A 14,455-nucleotide genomic window follows, 5' to 3' on the forward strand; every position below is an offset into this window, starting at 1 on the left:
CGGCGGCTGCCCGCCCGGCTGCGGACCCCGCTGCACCGGACCGTTCGGGCCCTGCCCGGGCCGGCCCTGCGGCTGTCGTGCGCCCGGAGGCGGACCGCTCGGGCGAGGCGGCGGATAGCCACCGGGTCCGGATTGCGAACCGCCACGGGGGCGGCCGCGGTGCGGTCCGTCGTCATAGGGCGAATTCACAGCGTGGATCTCCAATAGCTACTCGACAAACAGTTCCTGGCGGCTCGGTGCGGTCCTACAGCGCCCCGCGCGGGCCCGCGACACATGCCGCGGCGGGCAGCTGGCTGCCCGCTAATCAGCAGTCGGCGTGGCCTTTCACTCGGCGGCGGTGCGGCGCGTGCCGGAGCGGCGGCGGCCCGTCGGCGCGGGAGCACGGCCCAGCACATAGGACTGCACCAAATGGTTCCAACTGCAGGTCCGGCACACCTCGACCACGTGCACCGTGAACTCCTCGCGGCCTTCGGCCATCCGGAGCAACTCCTCCGGAGCGCGCGCCGAACCGGCCATCTGGCCGAGCCCGTCGCCGTAGACCCACGATACGAGAGTCAGCTGCTCTTTCCTGCAGATCGGGCATGTGACCTCGCTCCCGCGCCCGTGGAACTTCGCCGCACGCAACAGGTACGGGTTCGCGTCACAGACCTCGGCCACGGCCACTCGCCCGGCGTAGACGTCGGCGAGCAGCGACCGACGCCGGAGCGCATAGTCCACTACCTGCCGCTGAATTCGCACGGCACCCAGAGTACTTGCGGCGGTGGCGACCCCGCACTCCCCGGATCGACTCTTATCGATCTCCCAGACGCGCCGTCAGCGCCATGGTGCGCGCGAAATATATCGGCGCGATATAGTTTGGAACTGCATCCATCGGTTAGATCTGAAACGAACCAGTCAGGGGGTGAGGCCCGGTGCTCGAGTTGGCAATCCTCGGGCTGCTCCTCGAATCACCGATGCACGGCTATGAACTGCGCAAGCGGCTCACCGGCCTGCTCGGACCGTTCCGGGCGTTCTCCTACGGGTCGCTGTATCCGACCCTGAAGCGAATGCAACTGGACGGTCTAATCGCTGAGGAGAGCCCGCAAGGTTTGACCACGCGACGTGCGCGGCGGGTTTACCAACTGACTGAAACGGGGCGGGTGCGGTTCGCGGAACTGCTCGCCGACACCGGGCCCCAGAACTACACCGACGACGGCTTCGGCGTTCATCTGGCCTTCTTCAGCCGCACCCCCGCGGAAGCGCGGATGCGGATTCTGGAGGGGCGGCGGAGGCAGGTCGAGGAGCGCCGAGAAGGACTGCGGGAGGCCATCAAGCGAGCCAGCGGGCAACTGGATCGCTACACCCGCCAGCTCCATCAACTCGGTCTCGAATCAAGCGAGCGTGAAGTGCGCTGGCTCAACGAGTTGATTGCTGCGGAGCAATCGACGAAGGCGGCACCACAGAAAGAGGGAAATATCGGCCATGAGTGACATCAACACCGAAGTACGGGTGGCCATCGTCGGCGTGGGCAACTGCGCGTCTTCCCTGGTCCAGGGCGTGCAGTACTACAAGGACGCCGACGCTGACTCGACTGTTCCGGGTCTCATGCACGTCAAGTTCGGTCCGTATCACGTGCGCGATGTGAAGTTCGTCGCCGCGTTCGACGTGGACGCGAAGAAGGTCGGCTTCGATCTCGCCGACGCCATCTTCGCCAGCGAGAACAACACCATCAAGATCTCCGACGTGCCGCCGAGCGACGTCACCGTGCAGCGTGGGCCGACCCTCGACGGCATCGGCAAGTACTACGCGCAGACCATCGAGCTCTCCGAGGCCGAGCCGGTCGACGTGGTGCAGGTACTGAAGGACAACAAGGTCGACGTCCTCGTCTCCTACCTTCCGGTCGGTTCCGAAGAGGCGGACAAGTTCTACGCGCAGTGCGCCATCGACGCCGGTGTGGCGTTCGTCAACGCGCTGCCCGTGTTCATCGCCTCCGACCCGGTCTGGGCGCAGAAGTTCATCGACGCCGGCGTGCCGATCGTCGGCGACGACATCAAGTCGCAGGTCGGCGCGACCATCACGCACCGTGTGATGGCCAAGCTGTTCGAGGACCGCGGTGTCACGCTGGACCGCACCTACCAGCTGAACGTCGGCGGCAATATGGACTTCAAGAACATGCTCGAGCGTGATCGCCTGGAGTCCAAGAAGGTCTCCAAGACCCAGGCCGTGACCTCGAACCTGGAAGGTCCGCTGGCGGGCAAGGTGCACGACCGCAATGTGCACATCGGCCCGTCGGACTACGTCGAGTGGCTCGACGACCGCAAGTGGGCGTACGTCCGCCTCGAGGGTCGCGCCTTCGGCGACGTGCCGCTGAACCTGGAGTACAAGCTCGAGGTGTGGGACTCGCCGAACTCGGCCGGCATCATCATCGACGCGGTGCGCGCGGCGAAGATCGCCAAGGACCGCGGTATCGGCGGACCCGTCATCCCGGCCTCGGCCTACCTGATGAAGTCCCCGCCGAAGCAGATCGCCGACGACGTGGCGCGGGCCCAGCTCGAAGCCTTCATCATCGGCGCGGAGTAACAACTCTCGTAACTCGGGCCATACCTCCCAACGGCCGGGCAAGCCCTGAAACCCCGAGGGGTGGGGTTGGCTCTGCCACCTCGGGGAGGTTCGGGGCAGGCCCCTGAAACCCCGGAGCGGGGCCGCGATATCAATCGCGGCCCCGCTCTTGGTTTTTCGAGCTCCTGAAGTCGGCTCAGTCGAGCGACACGTAGACCTCTACCGAGGTCGGTCCGGTATAGCGCTCGATCTCGGCGGTATGGGAGCGGGTGATGGTTCCCGCGTTCTCCGCCTTGGCGACTTTCGCCCATGCGGTGCGCAGCAAATCGTAAGGCTTGTCGGAGACAACGAATTTCGCGTAGCGGCCCGACGGAATCCGTGTCACGACGTCGCCGGTGTCCAGGTCACCGAGGTCCGATAGCTCGTAGCCCAAAACGGCTACGGCGTGGTCGTTCTGGCCGATGTAGGCCGCGACCCGCTCGACCTTCTTCTCGCGCACCAGGTAGCGATCCCAGGTGAAGTTGACCAGGTCCAGATCGCGTGCGGTGACCTCGCGTCCCGCCAGGGGAATGGTGAGCCCGCCGACCAGGAACGGATCCAGGGTGACGATTTCGAAGTCCACGGCCCCTACCCCTCCACGCTCGTATCGAGCGCGACGAAAATCTCCACCGTCCGGGAATCCGGATAGTGCTCGAAATCCCCGGTGTAGGCGCGGGTCAGCTGGCCCGTCGCCTCCAGATCCCACACCGTGCGCCAGATGGACACCACGGTGTCGCCGAGGTTGTCACCGGTGCGGACGAAACGCGCGAAGGTGCCGGCGGGGACGCGCGCCAGCACATCTCCGGGCAGCAGATCGTCGAGGGTCTTGCACTCGTAGCCGACGATATGGGTCAGGTACGAGCCGATTTCCGGCGCGTGGTCCACGTACGCGGTGGCCGGCGGGCCCGGCAGGTCGCGCGCCATGGTGCGCTTCCACGCCTCTTCGACCTTCGCGCGGCGCGGTCCTTCGACCGCGAGAGCCGGGCTGCGTAGCACCGTTCCGGCTACCAGCGTCTCGTGGCGTTCAACGACATTGAATTCCACCGGCGTCGCCCCTATGTCTCGTGCTGTGTCCGACCCCACCCTGCTCCCACCCGCATCCTGCCACCATTCGCCGGAGTCGCTGGCATCGGTAGCCGGTTCCACCATATCCGCGGCTGCCCATGGATGGGGCGGACCGCCGCGCAAACATGATCAACACCGAATCACGGTGAACAGTAGCCGTGAGTGCCCCGCCTTCACACCCCCGAATGGGGGTGGCGGGCGGCGATTCGGCGCGTCGCGGGGACATGCGGGCTATCCGGGGACCGGAATGCTGAGGCCGGGGAAGATCTCCACCTGCTTCGGCGGTTCGGCGGGCGGGATGATCACCACCGGTTCCTGCTGCTGGGCCGGATTCGGATTCAGGATGTCCCAATTGGCATTGGCCGGCGGCGAGCCGGGCAGCGGATCGGGATTGGGGAACTGCTCGACCGGCGCGCCGTCCAGCGCGCCGTCCATGGTCTGCTTCCAGATATCGGCGGGCAGGCCGGAACCGTAGATGGCCGCCCCGCGCGCGGTCCGGATCGGTTGCGACTGTTCGGTTCCCACCCACACCGCGGTCGCCAGCGAGGGCGTGAACCCGACCATCCAGGCGTCCTTGTTCTGCCCGCTGTCGCCGAGCTGGGTGGTGCCGGTCTTGGCTGCCGAGGGCCGGCCCGCCAGATTGTGCCCGTTGGAGTAGGCCGCGATGGGCAGCATGGCCTGGGTGACGGTATCGGCCACGGCCGGGGTGATGCGCTGTTCGGTGCGCTGCGGGTCGGCGGCCCGGTCCAGCAGCACCCGGCCGTCGGCGGTGGTCACCTTCTGCACGAAGTAGGGCGCGCGGTAGGCCCCCGACGCGGCGAGGGTGGCGTACGCCGAAGCCATGTCGATGGGCCGGACCGAGTACGCGCCCAGCACGATCGACGGCAGCGGCGGCCCGCCGTCCTCGGTGAGGGTCTTGCCCGCCACGCCCGGAATGGATTCCGGGATGCCCGCCTGATGTGCCGCATTGGCAATGGCTTTCGGGCCCTCGAACAGCGATTGGGTGAGCCGGTAGAAGCTGGTGTTGAGCGAGCGCTTGAACGCCTCCGACAGCGGGCAGGTGCCGCAGGTCTCGCCGCCGACGTTCTGGATCTTCTCGCCGTTCACGGTCACCGGACCGCTGTCGATCTTGTAGTTCATCGTGATGCCCTGCTGCAGCGCGGCCAGCACCGCGAAGGTCTTGAAGGCGGAACCGGTTTGCAAGGGGGCTTGCGCGAAATCGAATCCGATACCGTCCGGTCCGCCGTAATAGGCGCGCACCGCACCCGTGCGCGGATCGATCGACACCACGGCCGTGCGCAATTCACCCGGCTGCCCGCCCAGCGCGGAGTTCACCGCGTTCAGCGCCGCCTGCTGCGCCCGCGCGTCGATGGTCGTGATGATCTGCAGCGCACCGGTATTCAATTCCTGCTCGCTGATCCCGGAGGCGCGCAGTTCGCGCAGCACCTGGGCGCGGATCAAACCCTCCGGTCCGCGCGGAATGCTGTCGTCCAGCTCGGTGACCGGCACGATGTTCGGGAACACGGTGGCGGCGCGCTCGGTGCGCTGCAGCACGCCCATCTCGATCATGCCGTCCAGCACGTAGGACCAGCGCGCCTTCAACTGGTCCAGATGCGTCTCCGGGTCCAGCGCCGACGGCGTGCGCACCACCGACGCCAGCACCGCGCCCTCGGCCAGGGTCAGCTCCGGGACCGGTTTGGCGAAGTACGCCCGCGCCGCCGCCTGGATGCCGTACGCGCCGCGCCCGTAGTAGATGGTGTTCAGATAGGCGGCGAGAATGTCGTCCTTGCTCCATTCGCGGGCCATCTTGGCGGAGATGATGAGCTCGCGCATCTTGCGGCTCAGGGTCCGTTCGGAACTCAGGAAGGCGTTCTTCACGTACTGCTGGGTGATGGTGGAGCCGCCGCCCGCGTCTTCCTTGCCGGTGAAATTGTCCCGGGCCGCGCGCACGAACGCCGAGGTCGAATAGCCGGGATTGGTGTAGAAATTGCGATCCTCGGCCGAGAGCACGGCCAGCCGCACCGGTTGCGGAACATCGCTGAGCGGCACCGGGACCCGATTGCCCTCCGGCGGAACGACCTTCGCGATCACGGTATTGCCGTCCGCGGTGAGAATCGTGGCGATCTGATTGGTCTGCACCGATTCCGGGTCCGGGATCTCCGCGCTCCAGTACGCCAGCCCGAACAGCGCGGCGGGCAGCAGGACCAGGATCGCGAACAGCGTCACCAGCACCCGGAACACCCGATACCCGCGCGAGTGCTTGGGCCGCAGCGAGTTCGACGGCTTTTCGGGCGGTTTCGCCCGTTTGCGCGGCCGGCTGTGCGACGGTTGACGCCGTGCGGTAGCGAGCTCATTCCAGCCAGCCATGGTGGCGTACGGTGCCGGATCACTGCGACGCCGTTTACGGGACGAGCTCACGAACATCTCCTCACTGGAGCGTCGAAAAAGCTTGCGTGTACGGAGGAAGCCGCAGACAGCGCTGTGCGGCGCGACCCATGCTAATGGACACACCCGACCGGTCGGCGGTATTGCGCGCCTGCGCCAGGCAAGGGGTCCGGGGGCAGCGCCCGCGCCCGGCATATGGGGGTCCCGGGGGCGAAGCCCCCGAAACCCCCTTTCCTGCTGAGCCGAAGGCTCAGCTCTTCACGCCGCCCGCGGTCAGACCCGAGATGATGCGGCGCTGGAACAGCAACACCATGATCACCAGCGGAATGGTCACGATGGTGCCCGCCGCCATAATGGCCGCATAGGGCTGGACCAGCGGGTTGTTACCCGAGAACCGGGCGACGGCCACCGTCACCGGCTCGGTCTTGTCCGACGACAGCAGCCGCGCCAGCAGGTATTCGTTCACCGCGGCGATGAAAGCCAGGATGGCCGTGGTGAATACGGCCGGCGCCGCCAGCGGCAGCATGATCAACCGGAACGCCTGGAACCGCGACGCCCCGTCGATCCGCGCCGCTTCCTCCAGCTCCCAAGGCAATTCGGTGAAGAACGACGCCAGGATGTACACCGTCATGGGCAGCACGAACGAAATGTTCGGAATGATCATGGCCTGGTAGTGCCCGATCCACCCGATATCGGTGAACAGCTGGAACAGCGGCGTCACCAGCACCACCACCGGGAACATGGACGCCGACAGGATCAGCCCCGACACCACGTACTGGCCCTTGAAGGTCAGCCGCGCCAACGCGTACGCCGCCATCACGCCGATGATCAGCGCGATCACCGTGGTGAACAGCCCGATGATGACGCTGTTGCCCAGCGCCCGCCCGAAGTCGTTGCCGCGACTGGTGTCGAACGCATTGCTGAAGTTCTCGAACGTCACATGGGTGGGCCACGGGGTGTTGTCGAACTGGTAGTCCGGATCGCGCAGCGCGGTCACGACCATCCAGTAGAACGGTCCCAGCCCCCACACCAGCACGATCAGCGCGCCCAGATAAACCCGCGCCGAGGCCAGCTTCTTCGTCCACGGAACCGGCTGCACGCCCGGCTTGTTCGGCGCGGCGGGCTCTTTCGTCATGTTGATGCTCATCAGTGCGCCTCCCGCTGTGCTTCCTGGGTGCGAACCGCATTGGCGCCCAGCACCTTCACCAGCAGGAACGCCACCGCGAAGATGAGCAGGAAGGTGATGATCGACAGTGCCGAGGCGCTGTTGGGCCCCTGCCGCACCTGATCCACCACCAGCATGGAGATGGTCCGGGTATTGGCATTGGACTGCGTCATGATGGCCGGCAGGTCGTACATGCGCAGCGCGTCCATGGTGCGGAACAGCACCGCCACCAGCAGCGCCGGCTTCAGCAGCGGCATGGTGATGTGCCAGAACCGCTGCCAGGCGGACGCCCCGTCCACCTTGGCGGCCTCGTACACGTCCTCCGGAATCACCTGCAGCCCGGCCAGGATCAGCAGCGCCATGAACGGGGTGGTCTTCCACACGTCGGCGGCGATGACCGCGAACCGGGACGGCCATTCGTCCACGGTCCACAGGATGTGGGTGCCGAGCACCCGGTTGACCACGCCGTCGTACTGGAACATGAACTCCCACAACCGCGCCGTGACGGCGGTGGGGATGGCCCACGGAATGAGCACGGCCGCGCGCAGCAGCGCCCGGCCCTTGAAGGTCTTACCCATGATCATGGCCATGCCCAGGCCGATGGTGGCCTCCAGCGTCACCGTGATCACGGTGAAGAACAGGGTGACGCCGATGGCCAGCCAGAACTGCGAGCCCAGATTGCCGGTGGGGCAGCTGACCGTCTCACCGAAACTGTTGGTGCACTGCTGCATCAGCCAGTGCGTGTAGTTGTCGAATCCGGCATTGCCGCCCTCGACGAACATGCCGGTGGCGGGATCGAGCCCGGAATCCTTCTGGAACGACATGATCAGCGCCCGGACTACCGGGTAGCCGATCACCACCGCCAGCGCCAGCAGCACCGGCGTGACGAACAGCCAGGCCTTCGCCGTACCGGACATACCGGTACGGCGCTTCGGCGCGGAGGCAGCGGGTTTCGTGGACATGCCGGGCAGATCGGGCGGCGCGACCTCGGTCGCTCCCGAAGGACGTGACACCGTTTCTCTTCTCCTGCGGGACGGACTCGTCAAGACGGGAGAATCCTACGACCCGGCGGTCTCGATGCCCTTCTGCATCCCGATGATCGCTTCGTCGACGGACTGCTTGCCCTCGATCGCCTTGTAGGCGTTCTCCTGCACGGCCTTCGACACCGCCGAGTAGTACGGGGTCACCGGACGCGGCACCGCCGAGGCGATGGAGTCCTTGAGCGCGGGCAGGTACGGCATCTTGGCGATCAGCGCCGGATCGTCGTAGACCGAGGCGCGGACCGACGGCAGCGCGCCCTGCGCCACGATGTGCTGGGCGTCCTCGCTGATCAGGTAGCGCAGGAAGTCCAGCGCGGTGGCCTTGTTCTTGGAGAAGGCGCTGATGGCGGCGTTGTAGCCACCGAGGGTGGAGGCGCCGATGCCGTCCTTGCCGGGCAGCGGGGCGACCCCGAACTTGTCCTTCACCGCGGAGGCGTCGGAACCGGCGTCACCGAAGCTGGACGGCCAGCCGCGCATGTACATGAGCTTGCCGGTGACGAAGGCGTTCTGCGACTCCGGCTCCTTGAACGAGAGCGCCTGCGGCGGGATGTCGCCGTTCTTGTACGCCTCCACCAGGATCGACAGCCCGGCGCGCGCCTGCGGCGAGTTCACCGTCGGGGTCTTGCCGTCCGCGCCCACGAAGCTGCCGCCGAAGGCGTTGATGACCTCGGCGGTGTTCACGGTCAGGCCCTCGTAGGGGGCGAACTGGCCCGCGTAGCAACCGATTCCGGCCTCGCGCGCCTTCGGGCAGCTGGCCAGCAGCTCCGACCAGGTCTTGGGGGCTTCCTGCACCAGGTCCTTGCGGTAGTACAGCAGGCCGCCGTTGGTGTTGCGCGGCGCGGCGTACAGGGTGCCGTTGTAGGTGGCCGAGGCGACCGGCGGCGACAGCAGCGTCGAGGTGTCGATCTGGAACTGGTCCTTGAGCGGCTGGATCCAGCCCTTGGCGGCGAACTCGGCGGTCCACGGCACGTCGAGCGCGACCACGTCGTAGTCGGAGCTCTTCGCGTTCAGGTGCTGCTTGAGATCGTCGTACTGCTGGTTGGCGTCGTTCGACTGCTCCTTGAACGTCACCTTCTCGTCCGGGTGCGCGGCGTTCCAGCGCTCGACGAGCTGCTTGACCGCACCGGTCTCGGTGGTGTCCTTGCCCTCGACGTAGGTGATCGGCCCGCGGCCCGTCAGGTTCTGCGAGACGGGGCTGCTCCCACTGTCACTGGAGCAGGCGCTGACGAAGGTCGCCGTCAGCAGCGCGGCTCCGGTCATGACCACGGCGGCGCGTGGGACCAGTGACGTACGTAGGACCTGCTTCAAAGCCATCGCGGATACTCCAGGGTCGAGACGTGAGCGGCAGCACACTGGGCCGGGTGCACAAGGGAAGATACATGGTGGAGGTTCCGCACGCCCGGACTACCTCACGTTCGCGCAGGTAGCGCAGGTCGCTAGGCTGTTGGCGATGTCGGCTCAGGAGAAGATGCTCACTCGGATCGGCGGTTTGCTGCGGCAGGCCGAGTCGACCGAGAACTCCCATGAGGCGGAAGCCTTTCTGGCGGCGGCGCAGAAGCTGGCCACCCGGTCCTCGATCGATCTGGCGGTGGCGCGGGCGCACATCTCGACCCGGGAGCGGCGGCCGACGCCGGTGCAGCGGGTGATCCCGATCGGCGAGGCGGGCAAGCGCGGGCTGCGGACGTATGTGCAGCTGTTCGTGGCCATCGCGTCGGCCAATGACGTGAAATGCGATGTGGCGCGGACTTCGACCACCGTCTACGCCTACGGATTCGACACCGATATCGATACTTGTGAGGCGCTGTACACGAGCCTGCTGATCCAGATGGTGCGGGCGTCGGACCAGTACATCAAATCCGGGTCCTACAAATCGGCGACCACCGAGAAAGTGGTGGTCGAAAGCCGCTGGGGGCGCAAGATCCAGCGCAAGGTGCAGACGCCGGTGGCCGCGGTGACCGCGCGCCTGAATTTCCAGATGGCGTTCGCGGCGCGGATCGGCAAGCGGCTGGCCGAGGTGAAAGCCGATGTGGAGGCCGAGGCGGTGCGGACCGAAGTCGCCGAATCGGTGTCCACCGGAACGGCTTTGGCATTGCGCAACAAGGAATTGGAACTGACCGACTTCTACGGCCGCACCTCCGAAGCCCGCGGCACCTGGCGTGGGCCGCAGGCGTCGGCCGGATATTCCGCGGCGGCGCGCCGGGCTGGGGACCGTGCCGGACGCAATGCGCGCCTGGGTGATTCCGGCGAATTGGGCGGCGCGCGCGGGCAATTGCCGCGAGGCGAGGGGTGACGGTCCGCGATTCCCAGCGCAGCCGGGTCTACGACGCGGAGATGCTGGTCCGGGGGATGTTCGACCGCGCCGATGAATTCGGGACGCGCACTGTCGAAATGCACGGTTCGCAGCTGACGTTGCCCGTCGAGCGGCGTTTCGCCTCGGTGGAATCGGTGCAGAGTTATGTGGATAAAGTGCTGGCGCTGAATTGGATACGCGCCCGATGGGATCGCGCGAGCACACCCGTCACGGTCCGTTCCCGCGCGGGCGCGAAGGCCGCCCACTACGAAGCCGAGGGTTCGATCCTGGCCGTCCCCCTGCACGTCGGTGGAACCGCCTGGGCGCTACGGGAATTGGTGATCCTCCACGAACTGGCGCATCACCTCGACCCCGCCCCCGGCGAAACCGCACCGCACGGCCCCGAATTCTGCGCCCGCTACCTCGAATTGGCGGACGGGATCATCGGCCCCGAAGCCGCACTCATACTGCGCACCACCCTGTATTCCTGCGGCGTCCGCATAGCCTGAGCGCCCGAGCCATTCCGCCGCGCGCTGTTGATCCCGCCGGGGTCAGGGCAGCAGCTTTCGCACCCGATCCAATCGTTCCCGCCACCACCGCACCCGCTCCGCATCGGGATGCCGATACCGCTCCAGCAATTCCGGATCAGGTTCCGGCGCGCTCTGCGGCACCGCGAGAAACCCATCCACCGGCCGCAGCGATTCCGTCACCAGATCCCCGGTGAACAGCGACAAAGTATCCAGCCCGCAGGCGAATTCGAGCTCCGGCAGGCTCGCCGCCAGCCGAATCTGTGCCGCCAGCCCCACACTCGTCTCCAGCGCCGACGACACGATGCACGGCAATCCCGCCGCCTCCGCCACCGCCAGCGCCCGCCGCACCCCGCCCAACGGCGTGCATTTCAATACCGCCACATCGGCCGCCCCCGCCACCGCGACCCGCATCGGATCCTCGGCCCGCCGAATCGATTCGTCCGCCGCGATCCGCACATCCACCCGCCGCCGCACCGCCGCCAGTTCCTCCACCGTCCGGCAAGGCTGCTCCACATATTCGAGCCCACCTGCGGCCCGATCGATCAACTTGATCCGCTCCACAGCCGTATCCACATCCCACACGGCGTTCGCATCCACCCGCACCGCCCCGTCGGGCCCGAGCGCCTCGCGCACCGCCGCCACCCGCTCCAGATCCTCGCCCAGCGAATCCGGATGATCAGCAACCTTCACTTTCGCTGTCCGGCAACCGGATCCGGCCACGATCTCCCGCGCCCGCTCCGGCCCCACCGCCGGCACGATGCAATTCACCGGCACCCGAGCCCGCACCGTCGCGGGCCACCCCACCGTCGCCTGCTCGACCGCCGTAGCCAGCCAGGCCGCCGCCTCCCGATCGTCGTACTCGGGAAACGCGCAGAACTCCCCCCACCCGGCGGGTCCGGGAATCAGCATCCCTTCTCGCACGGTGATCCCCCGAAACCGCGTCCGCATCGGAATCGCGTACACCACAGACGCCCCGAAATCCGCGCTCTCGCTCATCGCCCGAACGCTACTCGCCCAGCTCGAACACCCTTCCTTGCGGTTTCGCCGGCCCCAGGTGCCACCTGGTCGGCGAAAGACGTTGCCCAGCCTCATCTACCCGCGTGACATCGGTACGGCCTGGTGAACCGGTATCGCGGGTGATCGAGTGCGGTGTGCGCGCCGGGTTATGGGGTAGCGGTGGCGCGGGGAGCCGTTCAAAATGCGGTCAGAGCGTCGAACGACCCGGGGGGAGCCCGCACATCATGAAGCCGCCGCCAGAGGAACCTCGTCAGGAAGACGTGGAGACCCTCCGATCGAACAAGTCGTCGGAAGGCCGCCAGGTCGCGCCGCCGTCGCCGCCGGTATGGGGTCCGGGGGAGGGGCCGAATTCGGTCGGCGGCCCGCAGCAGATTCCGCCGCAGCCGGGTGGTGCGCCGGTTCCCGGTCGCTCGTATCCCCCGAACCCGGGTGGGCCCGGCCCGCAATCGCGCGGCCCGGCAGCTGATTTCGGCCCGGACCTCGGCCGTTCGTCAAGGCCGGAAAACAACCCGCCGGTCGGTCCCGGCCAGCGCGGCGTCCGCCCGGAACCCGGCGCGCCGCCGCAGCAGTTCGGACCTGCCGGTCAGTCGAACCCGCCGCCGTTCCCCGGCGCTACCGGGCAGCCGGGCGGCCCGCAATCCTTCGGCGGCCCAGGGCAATCCGGCAGGCCGCAAGCACCCGGTGGGCAGCGGCAGCCGGTTTCTCGTCCGCGGGGCGAGATCGGGCGCAATGATCCGACGGATGTCGCGCCGGCCCGGAACTCGGGTGGTCCGGTCGCGCCTCCGGGATCGGACGGCAATGCTGTTGGGACACTGGGCCGCTCGGGCGACGAGCGCCCGACCAACAAGCTAGGTGGGAACGATCCGGCCGCGGATCGGTCCGGCGGTCAAGCCGGCGGTTGGCAGACGCCGGGAGTGCTGCCGGGCAGTCGGCAGACCCCTGATAGCCGCCCTGGGACCGAGGGACCTACCAACCGGTTCGGTGACGAGCCGAGTTCGGGTTCGGCGAGTAGATACGCGGCGGGCTCCGGACCGGCTCGCGGCTTCGGAGATCAGCCTTCCGATCCGCGGGTGCAGCAGCCGCCGCAGGGGCGTGGGCCGACGGGACCCGCACGTGATCCGCGCGGACCGCAGCCGGGGGTCGGCCCGGGAGCGGCCGGTTCCGGAGATCCGCAGTCGGGACGCGGGGGATTCGATTCCGGTCGCGGACAGTCGGATCCGTCTCGGCCGGTGGCGCCGCAGGGTCGGCCGGGGCCTCACGATGCCGGGCGCGGAAAGTCTGCGAACCAGCCGGATAGCGGATCGCAGCCGCGGAACTACGGGCCGCAGGCGGCCGCGGCGCAGAATTTCGCTGGTGCGGGAGTGAATTCGCCGTCCGGCCCGAACAGTGGTGCCTGGCCACCGCAGGGACCGGCCAGTGGGGAATGGCCGAAGCAAGCCGGGCCGTCCACCGGTGAGTGGCCGCAGCAGACCGGGTCGAAGTCTGGCGGTCCGTCTACCGGTGAGTGGGCTGCGGTCGGGAGCGCGGGATCGGTTGCGAGTGCGTCGGGTTCGGGAAAATCGGGAAGCAAGGGTGACGGGCTCGGGGTCGCGGGCGCGGTGACGGCCATCCCCGGGCGGGGCGTGCGGATGCTCGACCTGGGGATAAGTGGGGCGTTGTTCCTCGTCGGCGTCGTTGCCATGTTCGGGTTCGGGAACGACCTGTTCGGGAAGTTCTTCCAGCTTGTGCACAACCGGTGTACGGCGAAGAAGGATTTCTCGGTGCAGTGCGATCTGGTGCGACCGCCCAGTTCTGCGTTGTGGGGTTTGATGATCGCCGGTGGCGGGATGTCGCTGGCGCTGATCACCGGGTTGGTGCTGACGTCGGTCGCGGCGCTCACGGGCCGGAAGCGGCCGTGGCTGGCGCTCGCCATCGCGGTGCCGGTGATCCTGGTCGCGGGCGCGGCCGGGCACGTGCTGGTGAGCAGCGCGATCGCGGACTGAAACGGGGCGGGCTGGGCATCCTGGAGGTATGGCGGAGTACTGGCGGCCGCCGCCGCGGCCGGGAGACCTGGCCGTCGCCGTGGTGATCTACCTGCTGGGCGCCGGATTCGCCTGGTTCATGGCGCTTCTGGTGCCGGAGTACGACCTCCTGGCACGCGAACCGGGCGATACCCGCTACCTGCCGGTGGCATACGCCGTCGGCTGGGCCGGCATCGTCATCGCCGCGATGGTGGTTCCCCTGTGGATCCTCCGCGAGTACCAATTCCGCCAGCGTTCCTGGCCCACAGCACTATTGATCTTCCCCTTGGTAACCCTCGCGTGGGTCTTAGGCCTCTTCGTAGCGATCGTCGCCGTCGGGGCGAGCGGTTGAGTGGCACACCAGCGCGGACATTCCGGACAGAACT

Annotated in this window: 14 protein-coding genes; 6 read left to right on the top strand and 8 right to left on the bottom strand. The window is 67.6% G+C overall.

The features are described 5' to 3' along the window. Positions 1-324 precede the first annotated feature (324 nt). Positions 325-738, bottom strand: coding sequence for a DUF5318 domain-containing protein (locus NY1_RS31005; RefSeq protein WP_084523838.1), 414 nt, complete (start codon positions 736-738; stop codon positions 325-327). A 173-nt stretch (positions 739-911) separates the two neighbouring features. Here NY1_RS31005 and NY1_RS31010 point away from each other — a divergent pair, with 173 nt between their 5' ends. Then, positions 912-1,469, top strand: a complete 558-nt coding sequence (locus NY1_RS31010; RefSeq protein WP_067720701.1) for a PadR family transcriptional regulator — start codon at positions 912-914, stop codon at positions 1,467-1,469. Continuing rightward, the gene (locus tag NY1_RS31015) at positions 1,462-2,559 is read left to right on the top strand and encodes an inositol-3-phosphate synthase (protein WP_067720702.1); all 1,098 of its coding nucleotides are present in this window, start codon (positions 1,462-1,464) and stop codon (positions 2,557-2,559) included. The genes NY1_RS31010 and NY1_RS31015 overlap by 8 nt, the downstream gene beginning before the upstream one ends. A gap of 175 nt (positions 2,560-2,734) precedes the next feature. Here NY1_RS31015 and NY1_RS31020 read toward each other — a convergent pair whose 3' ends face one another. From NY1_RS31020 to NY1_RS31045, 6 genes are all read right to left on the bottom strand, one after another. Continuing rightward, positions 2,735-3,160 (bottom strand): GyrI-like domain-containing protein, encoded by a 426-nt coding sequence (locus NY1_RS31020; protein ID WP_067720703.1) that lies wholly within the window; start codon positions 3,158-3,160, stop codon positions 2,735-2,737. 5 nt (positions 3,161-3,165) lie between these two features. Continuing rightward, positions 3,166-3,621: a GyrI-like domain-containing protein gene (locus NY1_RS31025; RefSeq protein ID WP_067720704.1), complete on the bottom strand. Its 456-nt coding sequence runs from the start codon at positions 3,619-3,621 to the stop codon at positions 3,166-3,168. Positions 3,622-3,873: 252 nt separating this feature from the next. Then, positions 3,874-6,009, bottom strand: a complete 2,136-nt coding sequence (locus NY1_RS31030) for a transglycosylase domain-containing protein (RefSeq protein WP_439956053.1) — start codon at positions 6,007-6,009, stop codon at positions 3,874-3,876. A gap of 268 nt (positions 6,010-6,277) precedes the next feature. Beyond that, positions 6,278-7,099 carry a carbohydrate ABC transporter permease gene (locus NY1_RS31035; protein ID WP_067720794.1) on the bottom strand — a complete coding sequence of 274 codons (822 nt, stop codon included), beginning with the start codon at positions 7,097-7,099 and terminating at the stop codon, positions 6,278-6,280. A gap of 74 nt (positions 7,100-7,173) precedes the next feature. Then, positions 7,174-8,154 (bottom strand): carbohydrate ABC transporter permease, encoded by a 981-nt coding sequence (locus NY1_RS31040; RefSeq protein ID WP_067720795.1) that lies wholly within the window; start codon positions 8,152-8,154, stop codon positions 7,174-7,176. Between the two features lie 96 nt (positions 8,155-8,250). Then, entirely contained in the window at positions 8,251-9,546 is a 1,296-nt protein-coding gene (locus NY1_RS31045) for an ABC transporter substrate-binding protein (RefSeq protein ID WP_067720705.1), read from the bottom strand. Between the two features lie 136 nt (positions 9,547-9,682). Between NY1_RS31045 and NY1_RS31050 the strand changes: the two genes are divergently transcribed. Next, positions 9,683-10,522 carry a DUF2786 domain-containing protein gene (locus NY1_RS31050; protein WP_233434568.1) on the top strand — a complete coding sequence of 280 codons (840 nt, stop codon included), beginning with the start codon at positions 9,683-9,685 and terminating at the stop codon, positions 10,520-10,522. Continuing rightward, the gene (locus tag NY1_RS31055) at positions 10,519-11,031 is read left to right on the top strand and encodes a TIGR04338 family metallohydrolase (protein WP_084535668.1); all 513 of its coding nucleotides are present in this window, start codon (positions 10,519-10,521) and stop codon (positions 11,029-11,031) included. The genes NY1_RS31050 and NY1_RS31055 overlap by 4 nt, the downstream gene beginning before the upstream one ends. A 42-nt stretch (positions 11,032-11,073) precedes the next feature. Here the strand turns inward: NY1_RS31055 and NY1_RS31060 are convergent, their stop codons facing one another. Then, complete coding sequence (locus NY1_RS31060; protein ID WP_067720706.1) at positions 11,074-12,048, bottom strand: o-succinylbenzoate synthase; 975 nt, start codon at positions 12,046-12,048, stop codon at positions 11,074-11,076. Positions 12,049-13,667: 1,619 nt separating this feature from the next. Here NY1_RS31060 and NY1_RS31065 point away from each other — a divergent pair. After that, complete coding sequence (locus NY1_RS31065) at positions 13,668-14,051, top strand: hypothetical protein (protein WP_157762573.1); 384 nt, start codon at positions 13,668-13,670, stop codon at positions 14,049-14,051. 28 nt (positions 14,052-14,079) lie between these two features. After that, complete coding sequence (locus NY1_RS31070) at positions 14,080-14,421, top strand: hypothetical protein (RefSeq protein ID WP_067720708.1); 342 nt, start codon at positions 14,080-14,082, stop codon at positions 14,419-14,421. Positions 14,422-14,455 lie beyond the last annotated feature (34 nt).

The sequence above is a fragment of the Nocardia yamanashiensis NBRC 100130 genome (assembly GCF_001613325.1).
Classification (GTDB): domain Bacteria; phylum Actinomycetota; class Actinomycetes; order Mycobacteriales; family Mycobacteriaceae; genus Nocardia; species Nocardia yamanashiensis.